Origin of the sequence: Sinorhizobium sp. 7-81, from assembly GCF_030124405.1 — a bacterium.
In the GTDB taxonomy this organism is placed as follows: Bacteria; Pseudomonadota; Alphaproteobacteria; order Rhizobiales; family Rhizobiaceae; genus Sinorhizobium; species Sinorhizobium psoraleae.
Genome location: NZ_JASKLT010000011.1, coordinates 19,659 through 34,253, shown reverse-complemented (window position 1 = coordinate 34,253; position 14,595 = coordinate 19,659). Strand labels below are relative to the sequence as shown.

Sequence of the window (14,595 nt, the reverse complement as noted above, 5' to 3'; positions counted from 1 at the left end):
TAGCAGGCGGGAGCGAGGAGTTGAGAGACTGTCGTTTGCCGGGAGAAAGTGGCCGGCAGGCCGGTTGAGGTGGCGTTTACCGCGCGAGATCGTGCCGCCTCGGCGCGAAATCAGCGCTCTTCGCTGCGACGGCGGCCCCTGCCGACACCAAGCAGGGCTCCGACCGCAATGGCTGTCGCGGCAGCGAGCAGCGGCTGCTTTCGCACAATGCTTCCGGCGGCAACAAGTGCCAGATTCGCCTGGAGCGCCGCGCGGCGCCTGCGCGCTTCGGCGACCCGTCGATCGCGGGCACGAAGCCCTGCCAGGATGCCGATAAGGATCAATGCCGTCACGAACAGAACGACGGCTATCGTCGTAGCGGCTGCCAGGGGCGAATAGCGTGCCGCGAGAAACAACGCGACCGCTGCCAGCGCGAAGACGTAAGCGGTGCCGAGCAAGATCGCGATGATCGCCCATAAAAAAACGTTGCGCCTGTAGCGTGAGGCGGTGGCGGTCACGTCAACTGCGAGCAAGGCGGACAAGGCGGCCCCGAGGGTTCCCATGCAAGCTACTCCGATCACCCGTCAAGCGGTGCAGGAAGCGCGGGCTTCCTACGGCTGGTCGTTCACCCCTATGGAAATGTTATCGGCGTAGAAGCGCAGCCGCGATAAGGCCTATCGCCGCCGCAGCGCCGAGCGTTGCGATCGGATGCTCGCGCACCGCCCTGCGGATCTCCCTTTCCGTTCCGGAATAGCGGTCGCGCAAATCCGAGAGCAGTTGCTCGCCGCTGGCCAGAAGATTTTCAAGATCGGCTTCGGCCCGATCGCGCGCGCCCATCGCCTTGGCTTTCGCGTCGTGGGAAACGGCCGCCCCGCGCTCGCTGAGAAGTCCGACGAGCGCCGCTATGTCCCCGCGAATTTCGTGGAGTTGATCTTCGATGGGGGATTCGCCATGTCCGCCGTTGCGTTTCCTGGTGCTCGAACTCGAGAAGAGGCCCGTTGCCATGATATGAAGCTCCCTTTCGCTGCAACGCCGGCCAAGACAGCCGGCGCGTGTTCAACCCCCATCGGCGAGGCACGCCTCGGCCGACATTCAGCGGAACAACGCACGAAGACGAGTTTTGTTTCGATAAATCCTGCGCTTGTCGCAAACAGCTACCGGCAGCAGTAAAAACGGCGCGCAGGCGACCGATCGGGATCAGATCGCCACCGATTGCGGCAATACAAAGGGAATATCTCTTGCCGGGGTGACATTGACCTGCATCCGGCATCCGAACACGGCTTCCATGGTTTCGTCGGTCAAGACCTTCTTTGGCGGCCCGCTTGCGCGGACACGGCCGGCCCTCATCATGACCATCTGATCCGCGAACATGGCGGTCAGATTGAGATCGTGCATGACCGCGACCACGCCGCCTCCGCGTTCGCAGAATTGGCGTGCGAGCTGCATGATCGTCAGCTGGTGGCGGATGTCGAGGCTCGATACGGGCTCGTCGAGCAGGAGATAGCGGGGCTCGCCATCGCTGACCGGCGCCGAGATCTGGCAAAGGACACGCGCAAGCTGGACGCGCTGCTGCTCGCCACCCGAGAGCTCTTGATAGAAGCGTCCGGCAAAGCCCGCCAGGTCCACGGCTTCGAGCGCATCATCGGCGATGCGGTCGTTGGCGGCATGGTTGCCCGTGCCGCCGGCAGAGAGGCCGAGACGGACGATTTCGCGTACCGTGAAGGGGAAGGAAATAACCGTCGATTGCGGCAGGACGCCGCGTTTCAGCGCAAGCTCCCATGGCCTGAGGCCGGCGAGATCATGCCCGTTGATGGTGACCCTGCCGGAGACGGGCGACAGTTCGCCCGAAACCGCCTTCAAGGTGGTTGTCTTGCCCGATCCGTTCGGTCCGACGATCGCGGTCATCGTACCGGCAGCGGCAGCGAACGAGACGCCGTGGAGGACCTGCCTGCCCCCAAGGCGAACGGAGATATCGGAAACGGTGATCATGACGCGCTCTCAAAGTCCCATGTTCGATCGGCCGCGCAGCAGGATCCAGAGAAAGAAGGGCGCGCCGACGAAGGCGGTGATGATGCCGATCGGCAGTTCGGCTGGGGCGACGATCGTCCGGGCCAGCATGTCGGCAAAGATCAGCATCGTCCCGCCGAGGAGGGCCGAGGCGGGCAGCAGGTAGCGGTGGTCCGGACCGATGACGAGGCGCAGAAGATGCGGCACGACGATGCCGACGAAACCAATGCCGCCGCTGACCGCAACGGACGCACCGGTCGCGGCCGCAACGCTCAGGATCGCGACGTTCTTCAGGCGCTGGACGGGAACGCCCATGTGGAATGCCGCCGCTTCGCCGAGCGTGATCGCGTTCAAGCCGCGTGCCAGAAAGGGGACCACGGCAAGCGACACGAGGATGATTGGGGCGGCGGCGAGAATTTTCGTCCAGTTGGCGCCGGCAAGCGAACCGAGCCCCCAGAAGGTCAGGTCTCGCAGTTGCTTGTCGTCGGCAATAAAGACGAGGACGCCCGTGACCGCACCGGTGAGCGCGCCGAGCGCAATGCCCGCAAGCAGCATTGTCGCCACCGACGTCTGGCCACCGCGCGTCGCAATGCGGTAGAGGAGGAGGGTCGTGACGAGGCCGCCGAAGAAAGCAGCGATTGGAAGCGCGTAGAAACCGACGAGTGCAAAGAGCGGGCCGAACAGGCTGGCGCCGAGCACGATCAGCAGAACGGCGCCAAGACTCGCGCCGGACGAAACGCCGACGAGACCGGGATCGGCGAGCGGATTGCGGAACAGGCCCTGCATGACCACGCCGGAGACGGCGAGGGACGCGCCGACCAGCAGGCCAAGCACGGCCCGCGGCAGGCGGATATCGAGGATGATGATGCGGTCGCGCGCACTCAGCGCCTGGTCGGCGCCCTCTGCACCGGAAAGCCAATCGAAGACATTGGAGAGCGAGGCGTCGGCGGCGCCGGTCATGATCGACGTGACGAATGTTGCCGCCGCAAGGACCGCGAGCACAACAATCAGCAGGCGCGCAAGCCCCGAACGGTTCCCCGCCCGCCATTCGCTGACGATATTGGCGGCGAAGGCAGGCGCGCGCATGCTGCCTTCCATCGCCTCACTGCGGCGCATTGGTCTTCTTTCCGTAGATTGCGGCATTCAGTTCACGGATAGCGCCGGCGGTGCGGGGGCCGAAGCCAAGCAAGTGCAGCCCGTCCATGCGGATCAGCGTCTTGTTCTTCGCGGCCGGCGTCAAGCTCAGGGCCGGCATGGCGAACAGCTCGTCGACGCCGGTCGAATGATCGCCGCCGCGGGTCATCATCAGGATCACATCCGGCTTGGCCTCGATGATCGCCTCGTCGGTCAGTGCCTTGTAGCCCGGAAATGCGCCAGCGGCATTGACCGCGCCAGAAAGCTCGATAATCCCGTTTGCGGCCGTGCCCGTGCCGGAAGCCAGGATCTTGCCGCCCTGGGTGCTGAGAATGAAGAGGACGCGTTTGCGTTCGCTCTCGGGGCGCTTTGACGCCTCCGCGAGCGCGACCTCGAGGTCCTGCTCCACGGATTTTGCAAGCGCCTCCGCCTTTTCCTCAACGCCGAGAAAGGCCCCAACCGCGCGGATCTTCGCGACGATACCGTTCCTGTCGAATGTCTCGGGAACGCTGGTGAAGGGAATGTTTGCCTCCTTCAGCACCGCGAGCGCCTCCGGCGGTCCGCTGCCGTCGACTGCCACGATCGCCGTCGGGTTGACGGCGATGATGCCTTCCGGCGCCAATTGCCGCATATAGCCGACATCGGGAAGCTTCGCTGCCGGTTCCGGGTAGGTGCTGGTGGAATCGCGACCGACGAGGCGGTTTTCCTCGCCGAGCGCGTAGATGATCTCGGTAACCGCACCGCCGACCGACACGACGCGGGAAACGTCCGGTCGCTGCATGTCCTCGGCCATTGCCGGGCGCAGGAAGGAGGGGCCTCCGGGGGCCAGCGTCGGCAGCAGCGGCGGCGCGGAGAGCGCGAAGGCGACAAGCGCCAGCTCCCAACGGCGAAGGCGGCGGAAATCGAGACCGGTGATCATGATCGCTCCTCAGGCTGCGACAGTCGTGTTCAGCCGGGGCAGGCCTTCTACGAGGCTGCGCCACTCGGGCCGTTCGGCCAGACCTTCCTTGCGCTTGCCGAAGAACTGAATGACCATCTCGCCCTTGGCGTCGAGCGCCTCAAGCGAGGTCACATGCCCGTCCGTCGTCGGTTTGCGCACGGCCCACAATTCGGCGATATGATCCGTGCGCAGATGGAGATGGAACGTCGGATCCATGACGTTGAGCCACGGGCCCATCACCCCGATGCGGGCAACCGGACCGGAATGGATCTGGATGACGCCCCGGTTGCCGACGAAGCACATGATCGGCAGTTCGATTTCGGCGCCGCCGCGCATCATCGCCTGGACGCCGGTCGGATCGAGGCGCCACGCCAGGTCCTCGCCGACGGTATGCAAGGCTTGGCGCCGGCCGATCTTCAGGTTGCGCAACATTCCGTGGAACTGGTGGGTATCGGTCAGCTTCGTCCAGCGCTCCCTGAGTTCCGCGGCGTCGACCGCGACGTCGTGCCCGTCGCTCGTCGGTGCGCTCGAGTCGGCAACGAAATCCTGCGACTGATCAGGGAGACGGAAGTCCTCGACGATCCTTTCGTAGGCGGCGAGGTTTGAGGCGGGGCGCAGGTGAACCTTGTGGACGGCATTGCCCCACTTGTCGAAGAATTGCAGGCTGCGGCGGATTTCACCGTTGGAGTCTGTCTTGCTGACGGCAAAGCCGTGAGCCCAAGCGCTGGGAAAGATGCGAAGGTCGATTTCGGACCCAAGCACCAGGGCAGCGGCCTTTCCTGCCTTGATGTTTTCGTAGACGCCGATCTTCTCGTGAACTGCACTTTCGTTTCGGGTGAGCGCCAGCACTTCGCCCAGCTCCTCGACGCGCGCGAGGAAGCGGTTGGCGTCGCTATCGATGCGGACCGTGGTGAGGCCGCATTCTGCCGCCACGAGCGCGGCCTCCGATACGCCGAGCTGCGCTGCGATATCGCGCTCGCGCAGCGTCGGGTTTGCTGCGCGGTAGGCGCGGATTTCGGAAGGGGTTGGGCGAATGCTGTCGATCATTGTCGTCTGCCTATTTATTCAGGATCAATTTGCCCTGACGGGTGATCTTCATCCGGTAGATCGTGCCGTCGTGCGAAATGAGGATCTCGCTTTCGCCGTGGAAAAGGTCGCGGCTTTCCACGATTCGCTGCGTTCGACCGGCAAGCGTCGGCTGCGAGGGGCGCGCGTTATCTGTATCGTTAGGTGTCACGGTCTCGGCCAGTTCGCGAGGGACGAACCGGCTGTTTCCCGAATTCCTCCCGCGTATTCCTATTAGTATCTTGACTTCATTACTCATATTTATTTAAGGACGCAATACCGGATTATTACAGTCAAGTTATGAGCGCGAAGCCTTCGGGAATGCCGGGCAAGACGCGCAGATGTCGAGTGGTGTTATGATGACGCGTCTTTTCCGTTTCGCATTTTCGGCCGCATTCTTGCTCCTTCCCGCTGCCGCGCCAGCCATCGCGCAGGAGGCTGCGGCTTCGGGTGGGCTCGCCATCGAGCTGAACGACGTCGCTCCATCGGAGAAGGGCTGCAAACTGACGTTCGTTGCAGGCAACGCGCTGCCGCAGTCGCTCTCGAAAGTCTCCTTTGAATTCGTCCTCTTCGATCAGCAGGGACTGGTGGAGCGCATGGCCGTGCTCGACTTCCGTGATCTGCCTGCCGGCAAGACGAAGGTGCGCCAATTCGACCTGCCGGGCACGAAATGCGAGTCGGTGAAAAGTCTCCTGATCAATGATGCACCGGCATGTGTCGGCGATGGCGTCGACAAGAACGCCTGCATGACGGGTCTCAAGACCGGTTCCAAGTCGGCTGTCGAGCTCAAGGGCTGAGCGGTGTCGGCCGATCGGCGGTGAAGGTACGCATTGATGAAGCAGACGGTGAAATGGACGGGGGCGATCGCGCTGTCACTTCTTGCGCACGCAAGCGGCGCGATGCTGTTCAGCCCAGATAAAGAGGTCGTCCAGACTGCCGGCGGCGCTGCCATGGAAGTGACGCTGCTTGGCGACGCTTTCGAGCAGACGCTCCAGGCGGGTGATCCCTCTGACATCGTCGAGCCGACCGAAGACATGCCGGAAGAACTGAAACCGGACGAGATTCAGCCGACTGAGGAGCTCAGCGAGGAAGTGCCGCCGAGCACGCCGGAGGTGGCTTCGCAGCAGCCGTCCGATATCACCCCGACGGAGGCGGACGTCATTCTGCCGGCGGAGGAGATCCCCACGCCTCAGGCGCCCGAGGCGGCGGTCACAGCCAGCGTGGCGCCCGTCGAGACCGTCGTTCCGGAAGAAAAGCCGGAGCCGGAAAAGGTCGAGAAGCCAAAGGCGGAAAAACCGGAGCCGAAGAAGGAACCGGTGAAGAAAAAGAAAGTCACGCGGAAGAAAGCCGGTGACGGCGGCGAGCAAGCGAAATCGCAGATCCGGGGCAAGGCCGACGGCGTCGAAAATGCCGCGGCAAGCGCCGCCGCGGGCAACAAGGGGAGCATTGCTCAGCAATCGGGCAATGCCGCAGCGTCGAACTATCCCGGCAAGGTGCGCAGCAAGCTCAATCGCGCCTTCCGCTATCCCTCCGAGGCAAAGCGCCAGCGGTTGCGCGGCGTCGCCCACGTTCGCTTCACCGTAACCTCCGGTGGTGGCGTGGCGGGCGTCAGCCTGGCAAAGAGCGCAGGCTCACCGATCCTCGATGAAGCGGCACTCGACACTGTACGTCGCGCGGCTCCCTTCCCGGCGATTCCTGCCGGTGCAGGTCGCGACAGCTGGGTTTTCACCATCCCGCTGACGTTTACCACCCGTTAAATGCCGTTCGAACGCCTGCGGAAAAGGCGAATCCCACCGTTTTTCACTTTCGCCATGCGCCCGCAATTGGTCGGCAAACGGTGGATGAGTGGTGGCAGCGGAGGCGCGGGAATGGTCCAAAAAAATATGAACTTAAAACTCATGTTTATACTTTACTCAGATTATCAAGTTTAATAAGTTGCCGCCATCACGCAACCGTCCGGTGTGTGCTCTGAATCAATCCCGAGGGTCATCGATGGCGAAGTGCCGCGTGCCACGGAAGCAAGATGGAGAGGAATGCATGCGCGGCAAGCGGCAGAACGCAGGCAAGGGCAGCAAGGGCAAATCGGCGAACGCAGCGCCCGAACCGAGGCCCGATGCCGGCAAGGCGACGCTCGAGGGTCGCAGCTTCCTCTATGTCGGTGGCCGGGACTGCCAAGTTGCCCATCTGCGTGAGATCGCCAGTTCCTTTGGTGCAGAGTTGATCCATCACGATGGGGGCCTGCGCGAAGCGGTATCGCGCATCGACCGCGTCCTTCCCTCGGTCGATTGCGTCTTCTGCCCCATAGATTGCATCAGCCACGATGCGTGTCTTCGCGTGAAAACGGGCTGCAAGAAGTGGGGCAAGGCCTTCGTGCCGCTGCGGAATGGCTCGAAATCCAGCCTTGAGCGGGCGCTGCAGGATCTCACCACCAGCAGCCGAGACGGCTGACCTTATCCGAAGAACATGCCACGCGCGCGCATGGCGCGCCGTGCCCGGAGAATTGACGATGAATGATGAGCGCCCGGATCAGATGATGATGATCGGCCTTCACAAGCTGGCCTCGCAGTTCGGCGACGGCCTGGTGCCTGAACTTTACGAACTCATGACCCGCCGCGCCCGGTTGCTGGAGGAAAATGCGAATGTTGCCGAGTTTCCCACTTGGCAGGCGCGGCAGCCGGGCAGAGATCCTTTCGGGCTTGTGTCACCGCTTGAGGGGGTTATCCTGCCTTTCCCGAGTGCCGGGATCGATGCCACGTTGAAAAAAGATCGTGCATAGGGAGCGATGAGATGTACTTCGCGATGAACCGTTTCCGTATTGCGATCGGCCAGGAAGAGGCTTTCGAAGCCGTCTGGAAAGGCCGGGACTCGAGTCTCGCCGAAATGCCCGGTTTCATTGCTTTCCATCTGCTTCGCGGAGAAAGCGTGCCGGAAGAGGGCTACACACCTTTCATTTCGAAATCGACCTGGGAAAGCAAGGACGCCTTCATCGCCTGGACGAAGTCGGAAAATTTCCGAGCGGCGCACAGGAGCGCCGGCGACAACAAAGCGATGTATCTCGGTCCGCCGAAATTCGAGGGTTACTCGGTGGTCGAGGGCGCCTAGATCATTCATTGAACAATGAGATGATCCGACTCTTCGAAACTACACAATTCCGGGCGGAAAGCCGTTACACACCTTCCCTGGAGTTGCTCTGAGCGGCGCCCATTCCGGCAGCTCTCAGCTTGCCTTCGACGGCAGAAATGTCCCGAGCGCCACGGCGAGCCAGCCGGCCATCATTGCCAGTCCGCCAAGCGGCGCCGACATCGGGAAAAGACCGTGGCCGAGAGCATGGCGGGCGGTGAGATCACCCGCGAAAAGCGCGGTGCCCGCGGCCAGCAACAATGCCGCGATCGCAGCCGTACGGAAATGCGTCCACCCCGCATGGAGCGCGACAAGCGCCGGCGTGTGGGCGAGGCACATGGCGGAAGCGCCGCCGAGAAGCCGCGGATCGGCGCCATGCGACGCCGCTGCTGCGGCGGCGACACCGGCAACCCCCATCAGCCCGGCGACGAAAAGCACCGTCCCCCGCGTTCCGCTGTTCGGCATCGAAGACTATTCCTTGTTCTGCATGTGATGGGCGAGCCGCGTGATCGGTTCGAGAATGATTGCCTGCAACTTCGGATGGGCAACCGTCTCCTCGAGCGCGCGCGTGAAGCAAAGAAGCCATTCGTCGCGCTCGGCCGGACCGATTTGCGCGATGAAATGCCGACGGCGCAGCATCGGATGACCGCGCTTTTCCATGTAGATTGGCGGTCCGCCGAGCCAGCCGGTCAGATATTCGTAAAACTTTTCCTCGCTGCCTGAGAGGTCCGGCGGATGGACGGCCCGGCACCGGGCGGCCTCCGGGAGGCTGTCCATGAGCGCATAGAAGCGTCGTGTGAGCGCGCGAACCGTGGCGTCGCCGCCGATCGCTTCATAGAGTGTCGTCGTCTCGGTTTCCGGCATATCGTCGTCCTTCATCGATCGGTTATAACGCGATCCGCCTTCCGACAATCTCTTTCACCATTTCCGTTTGCGGCCTTTCATCGCGCCGCGCACCATGACATGCGCACTTGACAAACCGTCCAGACGGTATCTTTATGAGGCATGTCAAGCGCCTATCACAGGAAGAAACAGCCCGAGCGGGTCCGTCAGCAACTGCTGGAGGTCGCCGCGCGCCTGTCGCTGGAGCAGGGCATCGGTGCCGTGACGCTGGACGCCGTGTCGCAGGCGGCAGGCGTCAGCAAAGGCGGGCTCCTGCACCATTTTCCGAACAAGCTCGCCCTGCTCGACGGCCTGTTCGACGAGCTCGTCGCGCGCTTCGATCGGGCGATCGAGGAGGCGATGGCGGGCGACGATGTCGAGCGGGGGCGGTTCACGCGCGCCTATCTGACCATCTGCCTTGCACTGGAGGCGGAAGCGGACGGGAAGGGATGGCAGGTGCTGACGATTGCATTGCTCGCCGAACCGCATCTCAAGTCGCGTTGGCGCGATTGGGTGGCACAGCGCGCGGCCGAGTTCGCCGAGACCGATTCCTCGCCGAACTGCCTCCTCGCCCGTTTTGCCGCCGACGGCATTTGGCTCGCGGACCTGCTTGGGAGCCATGAACTCGATGCACAGACGCGGTCATTTCTGCTCCAGAGGCTCAAGGCGCTCTCACTGCAATAGTACAGCAAAGAAGTCGGAGCAGATCGCTCTCACCTATCACCGGAGACATCCCATGAACCCCGCCATGCTCTATACGGTCCTGGTGATCGCAATCGTCTTCGAGGTTCTTGGCACCTCCGCGATGCAGGCGGCGCAGCATTTCTCGCGACTGGCGCCCACGGTGGTCATGGTGCTGTGCTATGCCGTCGCGTTCTTTTTCCTGTCCTATACGCTGCGCTATATTCCGGTCGGCATCGCCTATGCGCTGTGGAGCGGTCTCGGCATCGTGCTGATCTCGCTCGCCGGCTACCTCGTCTTCGGCCAGAAGCTCGATTTGCCGGCGATCCTCGGGCTAGCGCTCATTATCGCCGGCGTGCTGGTCCTCAATCTCTTTTCCAAGTCGACATTTCACTGAGCGCTTGAAGGCCCGCGTGAAGGGCCGCGCTCAAGACGGTGCTCACGCTGCCCTCAGGGCGTAACGGCTGAGCCGACTGTATTTTCCATGGATTGGCCGAAGCGGCGAACCTGGTCATCGTAGTTCTCGCGTGTGCGCGGATCAAAGATCATGATCGGCGTCGAGACGGCGATACTGGCGGCGCTGCCGACGGTCTGCGCGGTGCCGAGCGCCACGGCTCCAACACGTTCGCCGAGCCCGACATCGGAATCTGTTACCGTCTGGCCGGCGATGAGGCGATTGCCGAGGAGCTGCACGACCTCCGGGCTCTCGGCGAACTTGCCATGGTTGAGCCTGTCCCCGCCTTTAAGCGCGGTCAGATCGAGCACAGTTATGCCTGCCTTCTCGAGCTGGCTCCTGTAGGGCTCGACCGACGGGTCGATCTGCCCGAGCCTGTCGATATTGCCTGAGATCCGCCGGGAGATGGTCAGTGCGCGGTCATCGCGCGAAACGAAGAGCGTGAACTTCGGCCTCGATTTGCCCATGGCCTCCAACTGCTTGGCGAAGACGTCGACGTCGAGGTCGGGCGAGGCGAGGATGACATCGGTGATCTTGGAGGCGATGCGGCCGTCGCGGATCGCCATCTGCCGCAGGGCCTCGACCGTCAGCCAGGATCCCATCGAATGCGCCATCAGCGTAATTTGGCCGACCGACGGGTCCTTGGATGCGCGGTGCAGGAGCTCCTCGAGGGCGTCGCGGGAATAGTTGGTGCTTTCCTTGTCGTAGTTGTAGTCGAAGATGCTGGCCCGCGACGGCCAGGTGAAGATGATCGGAGCGACATCGGCGCCCGAATCGTGGACGATCTGGACATAACGGTAGACCGCATCCTCGAACCGGTTGTTGAAGCCGTGAACGAAGATCAGGACGCGGCGGTTCTCCGGCATTTGCGCCTTGAGCCAGCCTTGCGCTTCCGGGCCGGGCTTCAGCGGCTTGACACTAACCGTCGAGAATTCACGCGTCGGATCGGCCGGCAGCTTCTTTGGCCACTGGACCTGACCGACCTTCCGGTTGCTGGCCGGAGGAATCGAGACGACGATTTCGGTCAGCGACAGTTGAGGCGCGCGCTCGCCGGTGTAGAGAATGCCGGGATCGGCCGACGGAGCGCGCGTCGTTGCCACCAGCAGGTCGACTTCCGATGCGCCGGCCGCCGTACCCGAGGGAACCAGAACCCCGACGGGGCGACCGCCGCAGCCGGCGACCGACAGCATTAATCCCAGGCAAAGCAGCGTGCGGCGCGACTGCTTTCTCAAACTCACAAACCGGATTGGCGGCAACCTCGACACTCCCCGCACAGCGTTCGACGGTCGTCGTGACCGAAGATGATCGTACGCAAGCTCGCGTTCGGCGAAAGCCATGGCAGATTTTCTGCCTGTGGACACCTTTCGAATGGCGTTTTTCTATGGCGCTCCGGTCTCGCCGGCCCTTCCGCGGTGCATTCATGCAACATTTCGCTACAGGCCGCGCTGGGAAAAACCCCTGAAATTCATTGAAATGGTCGATGGGTTTCAATAGCATCGCCGCGTCCCTTCTTTGGATGCGGCATGGAAACACTCCATCCGATCTCCCTGATAATGCGAAGGAATTCTAAGGAATGCAGGCGGTTTTCGACGGCCATAACGACGTGCTTCTGCGCCTTTGGCAGCACAGCCGCAGCGGAGGCGATCCGATAGCCGAATTCGTCGAGGGAACCGACAAGGGCCACATCGATGCGCCGCGTGCCCGCATTGGCGGCCTCGCGGGTGGTCTCTCTGCGATTTATATTCCGTCGGGCGATCTGGTGCTGAAGACGCCGGACGAAAACGGCCACTATGCTACCCCTTTGTCCGCGCCGCTTGATCGTCTGCCGTCGCTCGCTACGGCTATGGAGCTTGCAGACATCGCGATCAGGCTCGATCGCGCCGGAGCCTGGAGGCTCTGTCGTTCGACTGCGGAAATCCGCTCGGCGATCTCCGACGGTGTCTTCGCCTCCGTCCTGCATATGGAGGGGTGCGAGGCGATCGGGCCCGATCTCTCGGCGCTTGAAACCTTCTACGCCGCCGGGCTTCGGTCGCTGGGGCCGGTTTGGAGCCGGCACAACGTCTTCGGCCACGGCGTGCCGTTCGCCTACCCGATGTCGCCGGATACAGGCCCTGGCCTCACCGAGGCGGGGTTCGAGCTGGTGCGCGCCTGCAACCGGCTCGGCATCCTGATCGATCTGGCGCACAGCACCGAGCAGGGCTTCTGGGATGTGGCCAAGACCACCGACCAGCCGCTTGTCGCCAGCCATTCCAATGCCCATGCGCTGACGCCGGTCGCGCGCAATCTCACCGACAGGCAGCTCGATGCCGTGCGCGAAGGCCGTGGGCTCGTCGGTCTCAATTATGCGACGACGATGCTGCGCCCCGACGGGCAGGAGAACGCGACAACGCCTCTTTCCGATATGGTGCGCCACGTCGACTACATGGTCGAGCGCATCGGAATCGATTGCGTCGCGCTCGGATCGGATTTCGACGGTGCGACCATACCGGAGGAAATAGGCGACGCGGCGGGTAACCAGAAGCTCGTTGCCGCACTGAAAGACGCCGGATATGGTGATGCCGAACTGGCAAAGATATGCCGGGAGAACTGGCTGAGAGTTCTGGGACAGGCATGGCACGAAGCTGCCTGACCTATGAAGAAAGCCCGGAAAGGGCATAAAACGAGGGAACTGCAAAAATGATGCACAAGCTCAATGGACGTTTTCGACTGCTTGCCGCTTCGGCAGCACTTGCAATGGTTATGGGAGCCGCACAGCCTGCATTCGCAGAGACGCCGAAGGACACGCTGGTCGAAGCCTTCGCTATCGACGACATCATCACCATGGATCCGGGCGAAGCCTTCGAGCTTTCGACCGCCGAGATGACCAGCAACACCTACAGCCTGCTTGTCCGCCTCGACCTCAACGACACGACCAGGGTCGTCGGCGACCTCGCGGACAGCTGGACGGTCTCCGATGACGGCCTGACCTATACGTTCAAGCTGAAGTCCGGCCTGAAATTCGCTTCCGGCAATCCGATCACGGCAGAGGACGTCGCCTATTCGTTCGAGCGCGCTGTGAAGCTCGACAAGAGCCCGGCCTTCATTCTTACCCAGTTCGGCCTCAACGGCGACAACGTCACCGAAAAGGCGAAGGCAGCCGACGAAACGACCTTCGTCTTCACCGTCGACCAGCCCTATGCGCCGAGCTTCGTCCTGAACTGCCTGACCGCGACGGTTGCTTCGGTCGTCGACAAGAAGCTGGTGCTCGAGCACGTCAAGCCGGTGACGCCGACCGAGGATTACAAGTACGACAATGACTTCGGCAACGAATGGCTGAAGACCGGTTACGCCGGTTCCGGCGCGTTCAAGCTGCGCGAATGGCGGGCGAACGAAGTCGTCGTGCTGGAGCGTAACGACAACTATTACGGCGAACCGGCGAAGCTCGCCCGCGTCATCTACCGGCACATGAAGGAAAGCTCCGGCCAGCGGCTGGCACTCGAAGCCGGAGACATCGACGTCGCCCGCAATCTGGAACCGGGCGACTACGAGGCCGTGGCGAAGAACGATGACCTCGCGACGACCAGCGCGGCGAAGGGCACGGTCTACTATATCAGCCTCAACCAGAAGAACGAGGCGCTGGCGAAGCCCGAGGTGCGCGAAGCCTTCAAGTATCTCGTCGACTACGACGCGATCGGCTCGACCCTGATCAAGGGCATCGGCGAAATTCACCAGAGCTTCCTGCCGAAGGGCGTTCTCGGCGCGCTTGACGACAATCCCTACAAGTTCGACGTTGCCAAGGCCAAGGAATTGCTGACGAAAGCCGGCTATCCGGACGGCTTCTCCGTCACCATGGATGTTCGCAATGGCCAGCCGGTCACCGGCATTGCCGAATCCTTCCAGCAGACGCTGGGACAGGCGGGCGTGAAGCTCGAGATCATCCCCGGCGATGGCAAGCAGACGCTGACGAAATACCGCGCCCGCAACCACGACATGTATATCGGCCAGTGGGGCATGGACTATTTCGACCCGAACTCGAACGCCGAAACCTTCACCAGCAACCCGGACAATTCCGACGAAGGCAAGAACAAGACGCTTGCCTGGCGTAATGCCTGGGACGTTCCGGAGCTGACGAAGAAGACCAAGGAAGCGCTCCTCGAGCGTGATAGCGCCAAGCGCGCCGAGACCTACAAGGAACTCCAGAAGACCGTTCTCGCGGAGAGCCCGTTCGTCATCATATTCCAGCAGACGGAAGTTGCGGGCCACCGCGGCAATCTGAAGGGCCTCAAGCTCGGTCCGAGCTTCGACACCAACTACGTTTGGAACGTCTCCAAGGAATAAGCCGAAAGGAACGTTC

The 14,595-nt window shown here is 62.5% G+C and carries 19 protein-coding genes; 9 read left to right on the top strand and 10 right to left on the bottom strand.

Annotated features, from left to right (window positions below; translation table 11 throughout):
* Positions 1-110: 110 nt before the first annotated feature.
* The 7 genes from QN224_RS26285 to hemP all read right to left on the bottom strand — a co-directional run bounded on the left by QN224_RS26285 (position 111) and on the right by hemP (position 5,360).
* The gene (locus tag QN224_RS26285; protein ID WP_283979016.1) at positions 111-542 is read right to left on the bottom strand and encodes a hypothetical protein; all 432 of its coding nucleotides are present in this window, start codon (positions 540-542) and stop codon (positions 111-113) included.
* Between the two features lie 79 nt (positions 543-621).
* Positions 622-984, bottom strand: coding sequence for a hypothetical protein (locus tag QN224_RS26280; protein WP_283979015.1), 363 nt, complete (start codon positions 982-984; stop codon positions 622-624).
* A gap of 192 nt (positions 985-1,176) precedes the next feature.
* The gene (locus tag QN224_RS26275; RefSeq protein WP_283979014.1) at positions 1,177-1,968 is read right to left on the bottom strand and encodes a heme ABC transporter ATP-binding protein; all 792 of its coding nucleotides are present in this window, start codon (positions 1,966-1,968) and stop codon (positions 1,177-1,179) included.
* 9 nt (positions 1,969-1,977) lie between these two features.
* Positions 1,978-3,102, bottom strand: coding sequence for an iron ABC transporter permease (locus QN224_RS26270; protein WP_283979013.1), 1,125 nt, complete (start codon positions 3,100-3,102; stop codon positions 1,978-1,980).
* On the bottom strand, positions 3,089-4,039 hold the full coding sequence (locus QN224_RS26265; protein ID WP_283979012.1) for a hemin ABC transporter substrate-binding protein: 951 nt from the start codon (positions 4,037-4,039) through the stop codon (positions 3,089-3,091). Before QN224_RS26265 ends, QN224_RS26270 begins: the two co-directional genes overlap by 14 nt.
* Before the next feature lie 9 nt (positions 4,040-4,048).
* Positions 4,049-5,107 carry a hemin-degrading factor gene (locus tag QN224_RS26260; RefSeq protein ID WP_283979011.1) on the bottom strand — a complete coding sequence of 353 codons (1,059 nt, stop codon included), beginning with the start codon at positions 5,105-5,107 and terminating at the stop codon, positions 4,049-4,051.
* A gap of 10 nt (positions 5,108-5,117) precedes the next feature.
* Positions 5,118-5,360 (bottom strand): hemin uptake protein HemP, encoded by a 243-nt coding sequence (hemP, locus tag QN224_RS26255; RefSeq protein ID WP_283979099.1) that lies wholly within the window; start codon positions 5,358-5,360, stop codon positions 5,118-5,120.
* 124 nt (positions 5,361-5,484) lie between these two features.
* Between hemP and QN224_RS26250 the strand changes: the two genes are divergently transcribed.
* The 5 genes from QN224_RS26250 (at position 5,485) to QN224_RS26230 (ending at position 8,227) form a co-directional block, all read left to right on the top strand.
* Entirely contained in the window at positions 5,485-5,922 is a 438-nt protein-coding gene (locus tag QN224_RS26250; protein ID WP_173510158.1) for a hypothetical protein, read from the top strand.
* A 36-nt stretch (positions 5,923-5,958) separates the two neighbouring features.
* Positions 5,959-6,882, top strand: a complete 924-nt coding sequence (locus QN224_RS26245) for an energy transducer TonB (protein ID WP_283979010.1) — start codon at positions 5,959-5,961, stop codon at positions 6,880-6,882.
* 280 nt (positions 6,883-7,162) lie between these two features.
* A complete protein-coding gene (locus QN224_RS26240) occupies positions 7,163-7,573 on the top strand; it encodes a DUF2325 domain-containing protein (RefSeq protein ID WP_283979009.1) in 411 nt (136 codons plus the stop codon).
* A gap of 58 nt (positions 7,574-7,631) precedes the next feature.
* The gene (locus tag QN224_RS26235; RefSeq protein WP_173509454.1) at positions 7,632-7,901 is read left to right on the top strand and encodes a hypothetical protein; all 270 of its coding nucleotides are present in this window, start codon (positions 7,632-7,634) and stop codon (positions 7,899-7,901) included.
* 11 nt (positions 7,902-7,912) lie between these two features.
* Positions 7,913-8,227 (top strand): antibiotic biosynthesis monooxygenase, encoded by a 315-nt coding sequence (locus QN224_RS26230; RefSeq protein WP_283979008.1) that lies wholly within the window; start codon positions 7,913-7,915, stop codon positions 8,225-8,227.
* A gap of 114 nt (positions 8,228-8,341) precedes the next feature.
* Here the strand turns inward: QN224_RS26230 and QN224_RS26225 are convergent, their stop codons facing one another.
* Together QN224_RS26225 and QN224_RS26220 are read right to left on the bottom strand one after the other, a co-directional pair.
* Positions 8,342-8,710 (bottom strand): DUF423 domain-containing protein, encoded by a 369-nt coding sequence (locus tag QN224_RS26225; RefSeq protein WP_283979007.1) that lies wholly within the window; start codon positions 8,708-8,710, stop codon positions 8,342-8,344.
* A gap of 6 nt (positions 8,711-8,716) precedes the next feature.
* The gene (locus QN224_RS26220) at positions 8,717-9,109 is read right to left on the bottom strand and encodes a globin (RefSeq protein WP_283979006.1); all 393 of its coding nucleotides are present in this window, start codon (positions 9,107-9,109) and stop codon (positions 8,717-8,719) included.
* Positions 9,110-9,250: 141 nt separating this feature from the next.
* On the opposite strand from QN224_RS26220, the gene QN224_RS26215 reads away from it, so the two are divergent.
* Positions 9,251-9,811: a TetR/AcrR family transcriptional regulator gene (locus QN224_RS26215; protein ID WP_283979005.1), complete on the top strand. Its 561-nt coding sequence runs from the start codon at positions 9,251-9,253 to the stop codon at positions 9,809-9,811.
* Between the two features lie 52 nt (positions 9,812-9,863).
* Entirely contained in the window at positions 9,864-10,205 is a 342-nt protein-coding gene (locus QN224_RS26210; protein WP_269281981.1) for an SMR family transporter, read from the top strand.
* Between the two features lie 53 nt (positions 10,206-10,258).
* Here the strand turns inward: QN224_RS26210 and QN224_RS26205 are convergent, their stop codons facing one another.
* On the bottom strand, positions 10,259-11,452 hold the full coding sequence (locus tag QN224_RS26205; RefSeq protein WP_283979098.1) for an alpha/beta hydrolase: 1,194 nt from the start codon (positions 11,450-11,452) through the stop codon (positions 10,259-10,261).
* A 383-nt stretch (positions 11,453-11,835) separates the two neighbouring features.
* Between QN224_RS26205 and QN224_RS26200 the strand changes: the two genes are divergently transcribed.
* Positions 11,836-12,891: a dipeptidase gene (locus QN224_RS26200; RefSeq protein ID WP_283979004.1), complete on the top strand. Its 1,056-nt coding sequence runs from the start codon at positions 11,836-11,838 to the stop codon at positions 12,889-12,891.
* A 47-nt stretch (positions 12,892-12,938) separates the two neighbouring features.
* The gene (locus QN224_RS26195) at positions 12,939-14,579 is read left to right on the top strand and encodes an ABC transporter substrate-binding protein (RefSeq protein ID WP_283979003.1); all 1,641 of its coding nucleotides are present in this window, start codon (positions 12,939-12,941) and stop codon (positions 14,577-14,579) included.
* Positions 14,580-14,595 lie beyond the last annotated feature (16 nt).

Excerpts from the sequence above, each read along its gene's own strand:
- QN224_RS26285 (WP_283979016.1), bottom strand. The coding sequence starts at position 542 with ATGGGAACCCTCGGGGCCGCCTTGTCCGCCTTGCTCGCAGTTGACGTG.
- QN224_RS26250 (WP_173510158.1), top strand. The coding sequence starts at position 5,485 with ATGACGCGTCTTTTCCGTTTCGCATTTTCGGCCGCATTCTTGCTCCTT.
- QN224_RS26245 (WP_283979010.1), top strand. The coding sequence starts at position 5,959 with ATGAAGCAGACGGTGAAATGGACGGGGGCGATCGCGCTGTCACTTCTT.
- QN224_RS26200 (WP_283979004.1), top strand. The coding sequence starts at position 11,836 with ATGCAGGCGGTTTTCGACGGCCATAACGACGTGCTTCTGCGCCTTTGG.
- QN224_RS26270 (WP_283979013.1), bottom strand. The coding sequence starts at position 3,102 with ATGCGCCGCAGTGAGGCGATGGAAGGCAGCATGCGCGCGCCTGCCTTC.
- QN224_RS26225 (WP_283979007.1), bottom strand. The coding sequence starts at position 8,710 with ATGCCGAACAGCGGAACGCGGGGGACGGTGCTTTTCGTCGCCGGGCTG.
- QN224_RS26280 (WP_283979015.1), bottom strand. The coding sequence starts at position 984 with ATGGCAACGGGCCTCTTCTCGAGTTCGAGCACCAGGAAACGCAACGGC.
- QN224_RS26230 (WP_283979008.1), top strand. The coding sequence starts at position 7,913 with ATGTACTTCGCGATGAACCGTTTCCGTATTGCGATCGGCCAGGAAGAG.
- QN224_RS26265 (WP_283979012.1), bottom strand. The coding sequence starts at position 4,039 with ATGATCACCGGTCTCGATTTCCGCCGCCTTCGCCGTTGGGAGCTGGCG.
- QN224_RS26195 (WP_283979003.1), top strand. The coding sequence starts at position 12,939 with ATGATGCACAAGCTCAATGGACGTTTTCGACTGCTTGCCGCTTCGGCA.
- QN224_RS26240 (WP_283979009.1), top strand. The coding sequence starts at position 7,163 with ATGCGCGGCAAGCGGCAGAACGCAGGCAAGGGCAGCAAGGGCAAATCG.
- QN224_RS26235 (WP_173509454.1), top strand. The coding sequence starts at position 7,632 with ATGAATGATGAGCGCCCGGATCAGATGATGATGATCGGCCTTCACAAG.
- QN224_RS26275 (WP_283979014.1), bottom strand. The coding sequence starts at position 1,968 with ATGATCACCGTTTCCGATATCTCCGTTCGCCTTGGGGGCAGGCAGGTC.
- QN224_RS26220 (WP_283979006.1), bottom strand. The coding sequence starts at position 9,109 with ATGCCGGAAACCGAGACGACGACACTCTATGAAGCGATCGGCGGCGAC.
- QN224_RS26260 (WP_283979011.1), bottom strand. The coding sequence starts at position 5,107 with ATGATCGACAGCATTCGCCCAACCCCTTCCGAAATCCGCGCCTACCGC.
- QN224_RS26210 (WP_269281981.1), top strand. The coding sequence starts at position 9,864 with ATGAACCCCGCCATGCTCTATACGGTCCTGGTGATCGCAATCGTCTTC.
- QN224_RS26215 (WP_283979005.1), top strand. The coding sequence starts at position 9,251 with ATGTCAAGCGCCTATCACAGGAAGAAACAGCCCGAGCGGGTCCGTCAG.
- QN224_RS26205 (WP_283979098.1), bottom strand. The coding sequence starts at position 11,452 with ATGCTGTCGGTCGCCGGCTGCGGCGGTCGCCCCGTCGGGGTTCTGGTT.